The organism is Streptomyces sp. NPDC041814 (assembly GCF_055590565.1).
In genome coordinates, this window is sequence record NZ_JBVJAM010000022.1 from 1 (window position 1) to 15624 (window position 15624).

Annotated in this window: 12 protein-coding genes; 7 read left to right on the forward strand and 5 right to left on the reverse strand. The window is 73.2% G+C overall.

Annotation, left to right across the window (positions count from 1 at the left end):
- Window positions 1-202: 202 nt before the first annotated feature.
- A complete protein-coding gene (locus ACZ6C6_RS34635; protein ID WP_469208794.1) occupies window positions 203-814 on the forward strand; it encodes a TetR/AcrR family transcriptional regulator in 612 nt (203 codons plus the stop codon).
- A gap of 10 nt (window positions 815-824) precedes the next feature.
- On the opposite strand, the gene ACZ6C6_RS34640 is transcribed toward ACZ6C6_RS34635, so the two are convergent.
- Both ACZ6C6_RS34640 and ACZ6C6_RS34645 read right to left on the reverse strand, forming a co-directional pair.
- On the reverse strand, window positions 825-1727 hold the full coding sequence (locus ACZ6C6_RS34640; protein WP_469208796.1) for an oxygenase MpaB family protein: 903 nt from the start codon (window positions 1725-1727) through the stop codon (window positions 825-827).
- Between the two features lie 209 nt (window positions 1728-1936).
- A complete protein-coding gene (locus ACZ6C6_RS34645) occupies window positions 1937-2977 on the reverse strand; it encodes a LacI family DNA-binding transcriptional regulator (RefSeq protein ID WP_469208798.1) in 1041 nt (346 codons plus the stop codon).
- A 172-nt stretch (window positions 2978-3149) separates the two neighbouring features.
- On the opposite strand from ACZ6C6_RS34645, the gene ACZ6C6_RS34650 reads away from it, so the two are divergent.
- Both ACZ6C6_RS34650 and ACZ6C6_RS34655 read left to right on the forward strand, forming a co-directional pair.
- Window positions 3150-4475, forward strand: coding sequence for a M14 family metallopeptidase (locus ACZ6C6_RS34650; protein WP_469208800.1), 1326 nt, complete (start codon window positions 3150-3152; stop codon window positions 4473-4475).
- A gap of 74 nt (window positions 4476-4549) precedes the next feature.
- Window positions 4550-6295 (forward strand): BCCT family transporter, encoded by a 1746-nt coding sequence (locus ACZ6C6_RS34655; RefSeq protein WP_469208802.1) that lies wholly within the window; start codon window positions 4550-4552, stop codon window positions 6293-6295.
- A gap of 43 nt (window positions 6296-6338) precedes the next feature.
- On the opposite strand, the gene ACZ6C6_RS34660 is transcribed toward ACZ6C6_RS34655, so the two are convergent.
- Entirely contained in the window at window positions 6339-7262 is a 924-nt protein-coding gene (locus ACZ6C6_RS34660; RefSeq protein ID WP_469208841.1) for an FAD-dependent oxidoreductase, read from the reverse strand.
- Between the two features lie 74 nt (window positions 7263-7336).
- On the opposite strand from ACZ6C6_RS34660, the gene ACZ6C6_RS34665 reads away from it, so the two are divergent.
- The 3 genes from ACZ6C6_RS34665 (at window position 7337) to ACZ6C6_RS34675 (ending at window position 11004) form a co-directional block, all read left to right on the forward strand.
- Window positions 7337-8974 (forward strand): ABC-F family ATP-binding cassette domain-containing protein, encoded by a 1638-nt coding sequence (locus tag ACZ6C6_RS34665; RefSeq protein WP_469208804.1) that lies wholly within the window; start codon window positions 7337-7339, stop codon window positions 8972-8974.
- Between the two features lie 111 nt (window positions 8975-9085).
- A complete protein-coding gene (locus tag ACZ6C6_RS34670) occupies window positions 9086-9754 on the forward strand; it encodes a GntR family transcriptional regulator (protein WP_469208843.1) in 669 nt (222 codons plus the stop codon).
- A gap of 35 nt (window positions 9755-9789) precedes the next feature.
- The gene (locus ACZ6C6_RS34675; RefSeq protein ID WP_469208806.1) at window positions 9790-11004 is read left to right on the forward strand and encodes an amidohydrolase; all 1215 of its coding nucleotides are present in this window, start codon (window positions 9790-9792) and stop codon (window positions 11002-11004) included.
- A 149-nt stretch (window positions 11005-11153) separates the two neighbouring features.
- Here the strand turns inward: ACZ6C6_RS34675 and ACZ6C6_RS34680 are convergent, their stop codons facing one another.
- The gene (locus ACZ6C6_RS34680) at window positions 11154-13514 is read right to left on the reverse strand and encodes a Tex family protein (RefSeq protein WP_469208808.1); all 2361 of its coding nucleotides are present in this window, start codon (window positions 13512-13514) and stop codon (window positions 11154-11156) included.
- 152 nt (window positions 13515-13666) lie between these two features.
- Window positions 13667-14524 carry an SCO6745 family protein gene (locus tag ACZ6C6_RS34685; protein WP_469208810.1) on the reverse strand — a complete coding sequence of 286 codons (858 nt, stop codon included), beginning with the start codon at window positions 14522-14524 and terminating at the stop codon, window positions 13667-13669.
- 134 nt (window positions 14525-14658) lie between these two features.
- On the opposite strand from ACZ6C6_RS34685, the gene ACZ6C6_RS34690 reads away from it, so the two are divergent.
- Complete coding sequence (locus ACZ6C6_RS34690; RefSeq protein ID WP_469208812.1) at window positions 14659-15624, forward strand: GlxA family transcriptional regulator; 966 nt, start codon at window positions 14659-14661, stop codon at window positions 15622-15624.

Sequence of the window (15624 nt, forward strand, 5' to 3'; positions counted from 1 at the left end):
CCCGCCACCCAACCCCGCCCCCCCAACCCCCCCCCCCCCCCCCCCCCGGGGCCCCCCCCCCCCGCCCCCGCGCCCCCCGCGCCCCCCCCCCCGGGGGGGGGGGGCCCCCCCCCCCCCGGGGGCCCCCCCCGCCCCGGCCTGGTACGGAAGTACACCCCGTGTCACTCTGTTACGGCGTGTGCGGGCGGACCGGGGAGGGCTCATGGCGGTACGCGGCAGGGAAGAGGCGGGGCCCGGAGCGCCCGCCGACGCGCTGGGCGAACAGATCCTCGATGCCGCGCGCGAGCAGTTCATGACCTTCGGGCTGCGCCGCTCCACCGTGGACGACGTGGCCAAGCGCGCCGGGGTGTCGCGGGTGACCGTGTACCGGCGGATCGGCAACAAGGACAGCCTGGTGTCCGCGTGCCTGCTGCGCGAGTACCGCAGGTTCGTGGAGGAGGTGGACGATGCCGTCGCCGCGCTGCCCACCCCCGAGGACCGGCTGGTCGAGGGCTTCGTCGCGGTGCTGCGGCACATCCGCGAACACCCGCTCATCGGCGGGCTGCTGCGCCTGGAGCCGGAGACCATGCTGCCCTTCCTGACCGTGGGCAGCGGCCCCGCCTTCCTCGCGATCCGCGGCTATCTGGCGGGCAGGCTGCGCGAGGTCCGGCGGCTGGAGGGCGGGCCGGAGACCGATCCGACCCCCGTCGCCGAGCTCATGGTGCGGATCACCGTCTCCTTCCTCCTCAACCCGGTCAGCTGCTTCGAGCTGGACGACGACACCCAGGTCCGCGACTTCGCCCGCCGCTGCCTGGTCCCCCTGCTCGCCGCCTGACCCCGGCACCTCAGCCGCCCGCGGGCCCCGGCCGGACCGCGACCTCGTCCGGCAGCGGTTCCAGCGGCCGGCTGCGCGCCCAGTGCGGCCCGAGGTCGTCCAGCCGCCAGCCGAAGGGGTACGAACGCGGCTGCGGCCGGGACGGGAAGCGGCGGGGCCTGGCCGGCATCCCGCGTACGCACCGCGCCCGCAGCCGCAGCGCCGTCGACGCCGAGCTCCGCACCCACCGGGGCTGCGGCCGGAAGCCCAGCGCCCTCAGCAGCGGCTCATCGAGCAGCGCCAGCGCGAACCGGGCGACGAACGGCCGCAGCGGGCGCGGATACCAGCTCGCCATCACCCGGAACGTGGCACTGGCCACCCGTCGGTTCGCCGGGTCGTACGCGAACATCCGCTCCTCGTACGCGTCGAGCAGCCGCTCGAACCCCTCGTACGTGTCGGGCAGGTCCGCGATGCCCATCATCTCCCCGGTTTTGCGTGCCGCCTCCGCCAGCGCCCGCACCTCCTGCGCGCAGAGCGGGCGCCAGCCGTACCGGTCGATCCAGCGCTTCGGCCCCACGACCGTCGTCGCCAGGACATACCGGAAGTCGTCGTTCTCGATGCGGTACTTGCCGTGGATGCGGTTCAGATGCCGCGCCGCCGCCCGCCCCCGCTCCGAGTCGAAGCCCTCGACAGCCATCTCGTACCCGATCAGCACCGTGTCGTCGTACCGCTTCTGCCCGTTGCGCTCGAACTCCTGGGTGCGGTCGAGGAGCACGGAGATCCGGGGGACACCGTAATCACGCAGGAACGCCACGCTCACGCCCTGGCGGTAGTCCCACGGGAACTCGTACTGGGAGATCAGCCGAAGGATCTCGGCGTAGTCCCGCGCCGGATCCATCCGGCGGATCTCACGCAGGCGGCTGTACCGGCCCATGGTGCGCCCTCCTGTCCGTGTCCCGGCTTCGGCGCGCCCGTTCCGGAGCGATGTGACGGCACGTCTGTTCCGGAGAGTCAAAGTTACAAATACTATTGACTTGTTTCACGGGCGCCGTCAACACCGGCGCAGGGGACACCGCGCGAGCAACGGGAACGGCGCACCGGCGCCCGGGGCCGCACCCACCACCCCCTGACGCGCGGGCGGGCTCAGGCCGAGGCGCGGCGGACCAGTCGCGTCGGCGTGATCACCGACTCCGGCCCCGCGCCCCCGTTCTCCAGCCGCTCCATCAGCAGCCGGACCATCAGCCGGCCCATGCCCACCACGTCCTGCCGTATCGTCGTCAGCGGCGGGTCCGTCGCCTCGGCGACCGACTCCATGTCGTCGAAGCCGACCAGCGCCACGTCCTGCGGCACCCGCCGCCCCCGCTCCCGCAGCACCCGCAGCGCACCCGACGCCATCAGGTCGTTCGCCGCGAACACCGCGTCCACGTCCGGCCGCCGCTCCAACAGCTCGGCCATGGCCCGGGCGCCGCCCTCCACCGTGAAGTCGCCGTCCGCGAGCAGCGCCGGGTCGGCGTCCGGCAGGATGTCCGCATAGCCGTCGATCCGGTCCAGCGCCGAGGTCTGGTCGCGCGGGCCCGCGATGTGCGCGATGTTCCGGCGGCCGAGCGCGGCCAGATGGCGTACGGCCTTCCGGGCGCCACCCCGGTTGTCGCAGTCCACGAAGGGCACCGCGTCGGTCGGCGCGCCCGGCCGCCCCGGCCTGCCGCCGTAGACCGCCGGGACGCGGAAACGCCTTATGGCGGCCGGGAGTTCGTCGTCGGTATGCAGCGAGAAGGCCAGCACTCCGTCGACGTGCCCGCCGCCCAGATAGCGGCTGACCCGCTCGAAGTCGCCCCGGCCCTCCACCAGGAGAAGTACCAACTGGGCGTCGTGCGCGTTCAGTTCGCGGCTGATGCCGCGGATGTGCTGGGAGAAGAACGGGTCGGAGAAGATCCGCACCTCGGGCTCGTCGATGATCACGGCCACCGCCCCGTTGCGCCGGGTCACCAGGGTGCGCGCCGCGTGGTTCGGGATGTACCCCAGCTCCTCGACCGCCTTGCGCACCTGGTCCACGAGCGGCTGCCGGACGCCCGCGCCGCCGTTCACCACCCGCGAGGCCGTCGCCCGCGATACTCCGGCACGGGCCGCCACCGCTTCGAGCGTGGGACGTGCGTGGAGCGGGGCATCGGGGGACGGACCGGGCAAGGGGCGCTCCTCTGTGGCACATCGGGTCCGGCCGGCCGGCCGGCCCCGCCAGCCTAGTCCCGGCCCGGGTGGGGCGGGACCGGGGCCAACGGGCCGGAGCTTCCTGCCCGTTTCCGGGAAACCGCCGTGCACGGGGCTATCCCCCGGGACGCCACCGCAGTACCTTCCCGCCATGCCGATCGCGCCGACGGCCGGGGGACGGCGGCTGCCCCGGCGTGGCCGTGCCCGCGATCTCGCCCTGGCGGTCGTGGCCGCCGCCCTGACCGTCCCCCTGCTCACCGTCCCCTCGGACGCCGCCCGCACCGCCGTGCCCCGTACCGGCTTCGAGCTCTCCGACGGGGCGCGCTGGACCCGGCAGACGGAGGAGGCGTCCCTGCTCGCGGGCCTCGCCCGGCGCGGCGACCGGGTCTCCGTGCGGCGGATCGGCACCACGGCCCGGGGCCGCCCCCTGCGCCTCGTCCGGATCGGCAGCGCCGACCCCGACGCGCTCACCGTGCTCCTGGTCTGCGGCCAGCACGGCGACGAGCCCGCCGCGCGCGAGGCATGCCTGAGCACGGTCCGGGACCTCGCGTACGCCACCGACGCCCGCACCCGCGCCCTCCTCGCCCGGACCGAGATCCTGGTCGTGCCCACCGCCAATCCCGACGGCCTCGCGGCGGGGAGCAGGGCCAACGGCGACGGCGTGGACATCAACCGCGACCACCTGGCCCTGCGCAGCCCGGAGGCCCGTGCCGTCGCCGCCGTACTGCGTGACCACGAGCCCGATGTGATCGAGGACTTGCACGAGTACGCCGCGACCGCGCCGTACTACGACAAGGACCTGCTCGTCCTCTGGCCCCGCAACCCCAACACCGACGAGCGGCTGCACGACGAGGCGCGGGCCCTGGCACTGGACCGGGTGCGGCCCGCCGTCGAGCGGGCCGGGTTCGGCACCGGTCTGTACGGCGTCTGGACCGACCCGGCCACCGGCCACCCGGTCAAGCGGGCCGCCGGGGACGGCCAGGAGCGCATCCTGCGCAACCTCGCGGGCCTCACCCACGCGGTCGGACTGCTGGCCGAATCCCGTACGGACGCGCTCTCCGCCGAGGAGCGCGCCGACCCCGCCCTCGCCGCCCGCCGCCGCGTGACCTCGCAACTCGTGGCCCTCAAGGCGCTCTTCCGGTACGCGGACGAGCAGCGGGCGGGCATCGCCGCCGCCACCGCGGCCTCCCGGGCGGCGGGGGCCGAGGACCGGGGCCCGGTGTTCCTCGGGGGCTCGGACGACGAGGCCCCGGCGCCGGGCGACACCCTCACCGACCCGCCCTGCGGCTACCGCCTCGCGGCCGGGCAGTTCGCGCGTGTCCGGGACGAACTGGCGCTGCACGCCGTCACCTCCCGGTCCGACGGCGCCGGGGCCTACGTACCCCTGCGGCAGCCGGCCCGGAAGCTGATCCCGCTCCTGCTGGACCCCGGAGCCGCATATCACCTCACAAACGGTCAACCCGATACCGCTTGTTGATCCCGAAAGATGTGCTTTGGGTGTGGTACTGCCTACGGAGAGCGATTTGTCAGTTTCCGTGAAAGGTGCCATTCGTGTCGCAGGACGATCAGAGAACGGGCGGCAGAGGGGACGTGCCGGTGACGGCCGACCTCCCCGGCGACCCGGGCCAGAACCGGCGCCCCGTCACCGACCGGGTGGTGTTCGGCGTCACGGCCGGCCTCACCCTGGCCTTCGTCATCTGGGGGGCCACCGCCACCGACTCGCTGGAGGACGTCTCCGACAAGGCCCTCAACGGCCTTATCCACAACGGCGGTTGGGCCTTCATGCTGGCCGCCTCCGGATTCGTGGTCTTCGCCCTGTGGCTCGCGATCAGCCGGTACGGAAACATCACGCTCGGCCAGGAGGACGAGGAGCCGGAGTTCCGCACGGTCTCCTGGGTCGCGATGATGTTCAGCGCCGGTATGGGCATCGGCCTGATGTTCTACGGGGTCAGCGAGCCGCTGGCCCACTTCACCGACCCGCCGCCCGGCACCCGCCCCGCCGACGCGGCCGAGGCGATGCAGACGGCGATGGCCACCACCCTGTTCCACTGGACGCTGCATCCGTGGGCGATCTACGCGGTGGTCGGCCTCGGCATCGCGTACAGCACGTTCCGGCGGCGCAGGCGGCAGACCATCAGCGCCGTCTTCGAGCCGCTGATCGGCCCCCGCCACGCCCACGGCGGCCTCGGCCGGTTCATCGACATCCTGGCCATCTTCGCGACCCTCTTCGGCTCGGCCGCCTCGCTGGGCCTCGGCGCCCTCCAGATCGGCAGCGGCTTCCACGAACTGGACTGGAAGGAGAAGACCGGCACCGGTCTGCTCGTCCTGATCATCGCCGTGCTGACCGTCGCGTTCATCGCCTCGGCGGTCTCCGGTGTCGAGAAGGGCATCCAGTGGCTGTCCAACATCAACATGGTGCTCGCCCTGATCCTGGCCGTGTTCGTCTTCATCGCGGGACCCACGATCATCGTGCTCGACCTCGTGCCCACCTCGATCGCCTCCTACTTCGGCGACCTCCCGCAACTCGCGGGCCGCACCGAGGCCACCGGTGAGGGCGAGGTCGCCGACTGGCTCGGAAGCTGGACCGTCTTCTACTGGGCCTGGTGGATCTCCTGGACGCCCTTCGTCGGCATGTTCATCGCCCGCATCAGCAAGGGCCGCACCATCCGCCAGTTCATCGGCGGCGTCATCCTGGTGCCCAGCACCGTCAGCCTGATCTGGTTCGCCATCTTCGGCGGCACCGCCATCAAGCTCCAGGAGGCAGGCGAGCTGGGCGGCGCCGACACGCAGGAGGCGCAGCTCTTCGGCGTACTCCAGCAGTTCCCCGTCGCCACGCTGATGAGCATCCTGGTGATGGTCCTCGTCGGCATCTTCTTCGTCTCCGGCGCGGACGCGGCGTCCATCGTGATGGGCACCCTGTCCCAGAAGGGCATCCTGGAGCCCGCCAAGTGGGTCGTCATCTTCTGGGGCGTCGTCACCGGTGCCGTCGCCGCCATCATGCTCCTCATCGGCAACGGCAAGGGCGACGCACTGGCAGGCCTCCAGAACCTGACCATCCTGGTCGCGGCGCCCTTCACGATCGTCATGATCGGCATGTGCGTGGCCCTGTTGCGCGACCTGCGGCAGGACCCCCTGATCGTGCGCCGCGAGTTCGGAGTGGAGGCCGTGGAGTCGGCCGTCATCGAGGGCCACGCCAAGTACGACGGCGACTTCGAGATCCGTATCGGCCCGGGCGGCAGCCAGATCACCACGGAACGCCACGGCGGCGACAAACCGGGGGGTGCCGGCCCGGCATGATGCCGGGCGGCCCGGCGGCCTCCCCGCCGGGCCGCGCCGGGGCCTACCCCACCAGCCGCGCCGCCTCCCGCGCGCAGCCCAGTGCCACCGTGACGCCCGCGCCCCCGTGTCCGTAGTTGTGCACCAGCCGGGCGCCGCCGGGCAGGGCCTCCGTCTCGATGCGGACCCCCGCGTCGCGGGCCGGGCGGAGGCCCACGCGGTGGCCGATGACCTTCGCCTCGGCGATCTCCGGCCGGACCCGGGCGCACCGCGCCACGATCTCCTCCGCCGTACGGGGATCGGGCGCCGGGCTCCAGTCGTCGGCCACCGCCGTGCCGCCCAGCACCAGGCGGCCGGGCTGCGGGAAGAAGTACGTGGTCTCGCTCGACGCCGGGTCGGCCTCCGTGAACCACTCCCGTATCCCCGGGTTCTCGACCAGGACCAGCTGCCCGCGCACCGGGCGCACCCCGGCGTCCGGGACCAGGTCGCGGGCGCCGAGGCCGGCGCAGTTGACCACCGTCCCCGCCTCCGCGGCGGCCTCGGCGAACGAGGTGACCGTGCGGCGCTCGACCGCGCCCCCGGCCGCCCGCACCCGGTCCTCCAGCCAGGCCAGGTGCGCCGGCATGTCGATCAGCGGCAGCCGGCACCGCAGACCCTCGGCGGTCTCCAAGGCGCCCTTCAGCTCCCCGGCCCACGGCCCGAGGTGCGCCAGGCGCTCACCCCGGTGGAGCCCTTCCACCAGACGTACGCCGGTCTCCTCCGGGCGTACGGCCAGCTCCTCGTACCACCGCAGCGCGGCCAGCGACCAGTCGCCGACGCGGTCCAGCGGCTCGATCCGGTACGGCCACCACAGGGCGCCCGCCACGGCCGACGTCGTGTCGCCGGCGGGTTCCCGTGACCACACCCGCACCCGGTGGCCGCGCTCGGCCAGCACCTTCGCCGTGGTGAGTCCGCTGACCCCACCGCCCACCACGATCACGTCCGCCACCACTGCCGCCTCCCGGTCCTCGAAGCCTGGGCCGCCCGGCAGGCCGCCCCCGGCACATTAGGATCTGCACCCTGATGACTGCCACTCTCGTCGCCAAGGATCTCGCCGCCGGACACGGCGACCGCACGCTGTTCGCCGGGCTCGACCTCGTGGTCGCCCCCGGCGACGTGATCGGTCTCGTCGGAGTCAACGGCGCCGGAAAATCGTCCCTGCTCCGGCTGCTCGCCGGCCTCGACCGGCCGGAGGAGGGGGAGCTGCGGCTCTCCCCGCCCACCGCCACCGTCGGCCACCTGCCCCAGGAGCCCGAGCGGCGCCCCGGCGAGACCGTACGGGAGTTCCTGGCCCGCCGGACCGGCGTCGCCGAGGCCCAGACCGCCATGGACGCCGCCACGGAGGCCCTGGTCGAAGGCGCTCCCGGCGCGGACGACGCGTACTCCGAGTCCCTGGAGCGCTGGCTTTCCCTCGGCGGCGCGGACCTGGACGAGCGCGCCGAGGAGACCGCCGCCGAACTCGGCCTCACCGTCGGCCTCGACCTGCCGATGACCGCGCTCTCCGGCGGCCAGGCGGCCCGTGCCGGACTCGCCTCGCTCCTGCTGTCGCGCTACGACGTCTTCCTGCTGGACGAGCCCACCAACGACCTGGACCTGGACGGCCTGGAACGCCTGGAGAAGTACGTCTCCGGGCTGCGCTCCGGCACCGTCGTCATCAGCCACGACCGCGAGTTCCTGATGCGGACGGTCACCAAGGTCCTCGAACTCGACCTGGCCCAGCAGCAGATCAACCTGTACGGCGGTGGCTACGCGGCCTACCTGGAGGAGCGGGAGCGCGCCCGGCGGCACGCCCGCGAGGAGTTCGAGGAGTACTCCGACAAGCGCTCGGCGCTGGAGAGCCGCGCCCTGATGCAGCGCTCCTGGATGGACAAGGGTGTCAAGAACGCCCGCCGCAAGGCGACCGACTCCGACAAGATCGGCCGTAAGTTCCGCAGCGAGTCCAGCGAGAAGCAGGCCGCGAAGGCCCGGCAGACGCAGCGCATGATCGAACGGCTCGACGTGGTGGAGGAGCCCCGCAAGGAGTGGGAGCTGCGCATGGAGATCGCCTCCGCGCCCCGCTCCGGCTCGGTCGTCGCTACCCTCCGCGAGGCCCGCGTGGTCCGCGGCGGCTTCGTGTTCGGCCCCGCCTCGCTCCAGATCGACTGGGCGGACCGGGTCGCCATCACGGGCGCCAACGGCTCCGGCAAGTCGACCCTGCTGGCCGCACTGCTCGGCCGCCTCCCGCTGGACTCGGGGCACGCGAGCCTGGGCTCCGGCGTGGTGGTCGGCGAGGTGGACCAGGCGCGCAAGCTCTTCCACGGCTCGGAGACGCTGCTCGAAGCGTTCTGCGCGGCGGTCCCGGAGACCGAGCCCGCCGACGTACGCACGCTGCTCGCCAAGTTCGGACTGCGGGCGGACCACGTGATGCGTCCGGCGACGACACTCTCGCCGGGGGAGCGCACCCGGGCGGCGCTCGCCCTGCTCCAGGGCCGGGGCGTCAACCTTTTGGTGCTGGACGAGCCCACGAACCACCTGGACCTCCCGGCCATCGAGCAGCTGGAGTCGGCGCTCGACTCGTACACCGGCACGCTGCTCCTGGTCACGCACGACCGCCGGATGCTGGAAGCGGTCCGCACGACACGCCGGATCGAGGTGTCGGAGGGCCGCGTAACAGAGGTCTGACCGCATCTGGCATACCAAAGGAAGATTCAAGGTCGATCCGACTCGGGACAATCCCTGATCGATCACGGCAGCCGTAGCACTTGGCATACCAAGTGCTACGGTTTCCTGGTGATGACCCAAGCGGGCGACCTCGCCGCCTCGCACGCCGACCACGCCGAGCGGGCGATCCGCGCCGGCATCCTGTCCGGCGCGCACCCGCCCGGCTCACGCCTGCGCGAACGCGAGCTCTCCGAGAGCCTGGGGGTCTCCCGCATCCCGGTCCGCGAGGCGCTCACCCGCCTGACCGGCGAGGGCCTGGTCGTCTTGGAGCCGCGCCGGGGCGCCTCCGTACGCGACCTCTCGCTGCGGGACGTCGCCGAGCTCTTCGACCTCCGCCTCAGCCTGGAGGTCTTCGCCGCCCGCAGGGCCGCGGAGGCACGCGCGGCCGGGGGAGACGGGGAGCCGTTGCGGGCGGCGATGGAGGCGGCGGAGGCCGCCACCGCGCGGGGCGACGCGGCGGACATCCCGGCGGCCAACACCGCCCTGCACGCGGAGATCGTCGCGATGACCGGCAACCGGCTGCTCCGGGACGCGCTCCAGCCCTCGCTCGGCCTGGTGCAGTGGCTGTTCAGCCTCACCGGGGGCCGTGACCCCCGCGTCCAGTGCGCCGAGCACCGGGACATCTGCGCCGCGATCCACGCGGGCAAGCCGGATTTGGCCGCGGCACTCGCGTACGCGCACATCGAACGGGGGCGGGAGCCCTCGTTGACGGCGTTGTCCGGAATCCTCCCGCCCGAATGACACCACCCCACACACCCGCACAGGAGATGCGCCACATGCTGATCAGCGACGTCCGTCCGTGGGGCGGAGAGCCCAGCGACCTCATCGTCGAGGACGGTGTGATCACCGCGATCACCCCGCACGACCCGGCCCGGGCCGCCACGGACGACACGCTGGCCGGCGAGGGACGGCTCGCCCTGCCCTCGTTCTCGGACGTCCACTGCCACCTGGACTCCACGCGGATGGGCCTGCCCTTCCGTCCGCACGCGGGCGCACCAGGCGTCTGGGGCATGATGCTGAACGACCGCGAGCACTGGCGCGAGGACGAGTGGGACACCGCCCGCCGGGCCACGTACACGCTGGGCCGGATGATCGAGCGCGGCACCACCCGCGTACGGAGCTACGCGCAGATCGACGCGGACTGCGGCCTTGAGCGGTTCGAGGGCGTCCTCGCGGCGAAGGAGGCGCACGCCGGGCGGTGCGAGGTCGAGATCATGGCGTTCCCGCAGGCGGGTCTGCTCCGCGAGAAGGGCGTGCCGGAACTGATGGACCGGGCCCTGGCCTCCGGCGCCGCCGTGGTCGGCGGCATCGACCCGTGCACCCTGGACCGCGATCCGGTACGCCATCTCGACATCGTCTTCGGCCTCGCCGAGCGCCACCATGCCCCGGTCGACATCCACCTCCACGAGCCGGGCGCGCTCGGGGTGTTCAGCGTCGACCTGATCCTGGAGCGGGTGCGCGCCCTGGACATGGCGGGCCGGGTGACCCTCTCGCACGCCTACGACCTGGGCTCGGTGAGCGAGGCGACGACGCGCCGCCTGATCGAGGAGTTCGCCGAACTCGACATCGCGATGGCGACCGTGGCCCCCGCCCGCCACCACTCGCTGCCCCTGGCCGACCTGACCGCCGCGGGCGTCCGGGTGGGCCTGGGCGAGGACGGCCAGCGCGACTTCTGGTCCCCGTACGGCAACGGCGACATGCTGGACCGCACCTGGCAGCTGGCCTTCACGAACGGCTACCGCGCGGACGACCTGATCGAACACGCCGTGGCCGTGGCCACGATGGGCGGCGCGTCCATCCTCCAGGGAGGACCGCCCCGCCTGGCCTCCACGACGGACCGCCCGGGCGTGACGGTGGGCGCGCGGGCGGACCTGCTCCTGCTCGCGGGCGAGACCGTGACATCGGCGGTCATGGACCGGAGCGAGGACCGCACGGTGCTGCACGAGGGCCGCGTGGTGTCGAACGGCCTGACCCTCAGCCCCGCTGCGTAAAACCCACCCCGGCACGAAGTCCCGGCGCGAGACCAAGCCCGCCGGCGTTCGAGGCGCGGGGTCCGGGGCGGAGCCCCGGTTCCGGGAAGGGGCGGGGTGGGGAACAGACCCGCCGCAGGCGCGACGAACCCGCACCCCGCCCCCACCCCCTACTCGCCCTTCAACAACCCCGCCCGCCGCAACGCATCGGCCATCGCCCCGCTCGCCGGAGCCGCCGCAGGCGCGGACCGGCCCCCACCGCCACGGGACTGTCGGCCACCACCCCCGCCCCCTTGCCGAGGCCGAGGCGGCCGCCCGCCCCGCTCACCCCCCGAAGAGGCCTCGCGGCCCCCGGCCGGCTGCTCATCGTCCAGCCGCAGGGTCAACGAAATCCGCTTCCGCGGGATGTCGACCTCCATCACCTTCACCCGCACCACGTCCCCCGGCTTCACCACGTCCCGGGGGTCCTTCACGAACGACCGCGACATCGCCGACACATGCACCAGCCCGTCCTGATGCACCCCGATGTCCACGAACGCCCCGAACGCGGCGACGTTCGTCACGACGCCCTCCAGCACCATCCCGGCCGCCAGGTCGCCGATCTTCTCGACGCCCTCCTTGAAGGTGGCGGTCTTGAAGGCGGGACGCGGGTCGCGGCCGGGCTTCTCCAGCTCCTTCAGGATGTCGCTCACCGTCGGCAGCCCGAACTTCTCGGACACGAAGTCGTCGGCGCGCAACGACCGCAGGACACCCGTGTTGCCGATCAGCGCGGCCACGTCCCCGCCGGTCTTCTTCACCATCGCGCGCACGACCGGATACGCCTCCGGGTGCACGCTCGACGCGTCGAGCGGGTCGTCGCCGCGGATACGGAGGAAGCCCGCGCACTGCTCGTACGCCTTCGGACCGAGCCGGGCCACGTCCTTCAGGCTCTTGCGGGACCGGAAGGGTCCGTTCGCGTCGCGGTGCGCCACGATGTTCTCGGCGAGCCCCGAGCCGATGCCGGAGACCCGGGAGAGCAGCGGCGCGGACGCGGTGTTGACGTCCACGCCGACCCCGTTCACGCAGTCCTCCACGACCGCGTCCAGCGATCGCGAGAGCTTCACCTCGGACAGGTCGTGCTGGTACTGCCCGACACCGATCGACTTCGGGTCGATCTTCACCAGCTCGGCCAGCGGATCCTGGAGCCGGCGCGCGATCGAGACGGCGCCGCGCAACGACACGTCCATGCCGGGCAGTTCCTGCGAGGCGAACGCCGAGGCGGAGTACACGGAGGCGCCCGCCTCCGAGACCATCACCTTGGTCAGCTTCAGCTCAGGATGCTTCGCGCACAGCTCACCCGCGAGCTTGTCGGTCTCCCGGGACGCCGTGCCGTTGCCGATGGCGATCAGCTCGACCCGGTGCTCCCGGGCCAGCCGTTCCAGCGTGGCGAGCGACTGGTCCCACTTGTTGGCCGGGACGTGCGGGTGGATGACGTCGGTCGCGACGACCTTGCCCGTCGCGTCCACGACGGCGACCTTCACCCCGGTACGGAAACCGGGGTCGAGCCCCAGCGTGGCCCGGGTCCCGGCCGGTGCGGCGAGCAGCAGGTCGCGCAGGTTCGACGCGAAGACGCGTACCGCCTCGTCCTCCGCCGCCGTACGCAGCCGCAGCCGCAGGTCGATGCCGAGGTGCACCAGGATCCGGGTCCGCCACGCCCACCGCACGGTGTCGGCCAGCCACTTGTCGCCGGGGCGCCCCCGGTCGGCCACGCCGAAGCGCCGGGCGACCATGTTCTCGTACGAGGACGGGCCGGGTGTCCCGGACGGCTCCTCGGGCTCCAGGACCAGGTCGAGCACGTCCTCCTTCTCGCCCCGGAGCATCGCGAGGACCCGGTGCGAGGGCAGCGCGGTGAACGGCTCGGCGAAGTCGAAGTAGTCCGCGAACTTGGCGCCCGCCTCCTCCTTGCCGGCCCGCACCCGGGCCACCAGCCGCCCGCGCGTCCACATGCGTTCGCGCAGCTCGCCGATCAGGTCCGCGTCCTCCGAGAACCGTTCCGTGAGGATGGCGCGGGCGCCCTCCAGGGCCGCCGCCGGGTCCGCGACGCCCTTGTCCGCGTCCACGAACGCCGCAGCGGCCGCGAGCGGTTCGACCGACGGGTCGTCCAGCAGGCCGGAGGCGAGCGGTTCGAGACCGGCTTCCCGGGCGATCTGCGCCTTCGTCCGTCGTTTCGGCTTGAACGGGAGGTAGATGTCCTCCAGCCGCGCCTTCGTGTCGGCGGCCCGGATCTGCGCCTCCAGCGCCTCGTCCAGCTTGCCCTGCTCCCGCACGGATTCGAGGACCGCCGTCCGGCGCTCCTCCAGCTCCCGCAGATACCGCAGCCGTTCCTCAAGCGTGCGCAGCTGCGCGTCGTCGAGCATCTCGGTCGCTTCCTTGCGGTAGCGCGCGATGAACGGCACGGTGGATCCGCCGTCGAGCAGCTCGACGGCCGCCTTCACCTGTCGCTCGCGTACGCCGAGCTCCTCGGCGATCCTGCCTTCGATGGACGTCGTCACGGTTCTACCGACTCGCCTTCTCCTGCTGGCTGTGCTGGTCGGGCCCGGGTCCGCCGCTGGGACGCTCCCGGAGCCACACGCCCTGCATTGTGCCGGGTGGCCGGGCGCCGTGTCGCCCGGCCACCCCAGGGAGAGGCCGCGGTTTTTGCGGGTCAGCCCGTCGCGCTCGCCGGGAAGGCGCCCGCCGCCGCGGCCGTGGCGAGGAAGCCGCGCCCCAGCTCGGTCAGCCGGGCCACACCCGCCCCGCCCAGGTGCTCGTACGGCCCCAGGTCCATCCGGTCCGTGGTCTCCTCCAGGCCCTTGCGCAGCTCGGCGCCCGCCTCGGTGAGCTCACCCTCCGCCGTGAGCAGCCCGCGTCCGCGCAGCCGCTCCGACGCGTCCTCCCAGTCGGCGCGCCGCCAGCCCCGGCTGGCCAGGATCCAGCGGATGGCCATGCCCTTGCCCGTCGCGGTGTGGCTGACCAGCGCTTCGAGCGGATCGAGCTCCGCCGTGAGGAGCGCGGCGAGGTGGGCGTCGCCCCGGTGCTCGCGGAGCAGCGCCGCCGCGTGCCAGTACGCCAGGTGCGGTTCGTCGGGCACCGGCAGACCCGCGTGCGCGGCGTACAGCGGCCGGGCGTGCCGGGTGCAGCCCTCCGTCGCGCGCAGGGCGAGCTGCGCGGCCTCGGCCATCTCGGGCGAGGCGATGATCTCCTCACCGAGCAGGCGGCGCAGCGTCGCGTCGGCGGCCCGCAGCCGCGCGTCCAGGACCTTCGCGGGTGAGGCGATGTCCCAGACCGCGGGCACGTGCTGGGCCACGAGCGCATGGTTGAAGTTGTAGAAGGTCGCGGTCACCGTCTCCGCCCCGACCGCGCCCATGGCGGCGGCGCGGGTGGCGAAGTAGGCGGAGGTGGAATCCTCAATTCCGATCCCGCCGAGCTCCTTGCCGAGGTCGGGGGAGAAGTAGAGCGAGGAGTGCAGCGGGTTCAGGGCGTTGTGGCAGCGCCGGCCGGCCCGGGGCGGGAGAGTACTCATACCCGCACGTTACCGACTGGTTGGTACGGGCAGGAACCCCTGGAACCACGTGAGCTGTGCCGCGGGTGGCGATGGCAGAAAAGGAGGGGAACCCGTCATTGCGGCCACCTCGGGGGCCGCCCAGGATGGCGGACATGAAGCAGCGATCCGTGCTCGTCGTCCTCTTCGACGGCATCCAGAGCCTCGACGTCACCGGGCCCATGGAGGTCTTCGCCGGGGCCTCCCGCTTCCCGGACGCCTCGTACGGGCTGCGCACCGCCTCGCTGGACGGCGCCCCGGTCCGCTCCTCCTGCGGCCTCACCCTGGTCCCCGACGGCAGCCTCGCCGACGCGCCGACGCCCCACACCCTCCTCGTCCCCGGCGGCGCGGGCACCCGGAAACCCGACCCCGCGCTCGTCCACTGGCTCCGCGCGCACGGGCCGCTGCCGGAGCGGCTGGTCTCCGTATGCAGCGGGGCCCTGCTGCTCGCGGCGGCCGGACAGTTGGACGGGCACCGGGCGACGACGCACTGGAACGTGTGCGAGAAGCTGGCCCGCGAGCACCCCGCCGTCGAGGTCGACCCGGAGCCGATCTTCGTACGCGACGGCAGGATCGCCACCTCCGCCGGGGTCACCGCGGGCATCGACCTCGCGCTGGCCCTGGTCGAGGAGGACCACGGACGGGACGTCGCCCTCGCGGTCGCCCGGCACCTGGTCGTCTTCCTGCGCAGACCGGGCAGCCAGTCCCAGTTCAGCGCGCAGCTCAGCGCCCAGACGGCGCGCCGCGAACCGCTGCGCGAGGTGCAGCACTGGATCACCGAGCACCCCGCCGCCGACCTCTCCGTCGAGGCCCTGGCCGCCCGCGCCCGCCTCTCGCCCCGCCACTTCGCCCGCGCCTTCCAGGCGGAGACGGGCACCACGCCCGGCCGGTACGTCGACCGGGTCCGCCTCGAACAGGCCCGCCGGCTCCTGGAGGACACCACCGACGGGGTCGCCGGAATCGCCCGCAGCTGCGGCTACGGCACCCCGGAGGCGATGCGCCGGGCCTTCGTCAAGGCACTCGGAGCGGGCCCGGCCGAGTACCGCCGCCGCTTCGGCTCACACACCGCAGACCACTCCTGA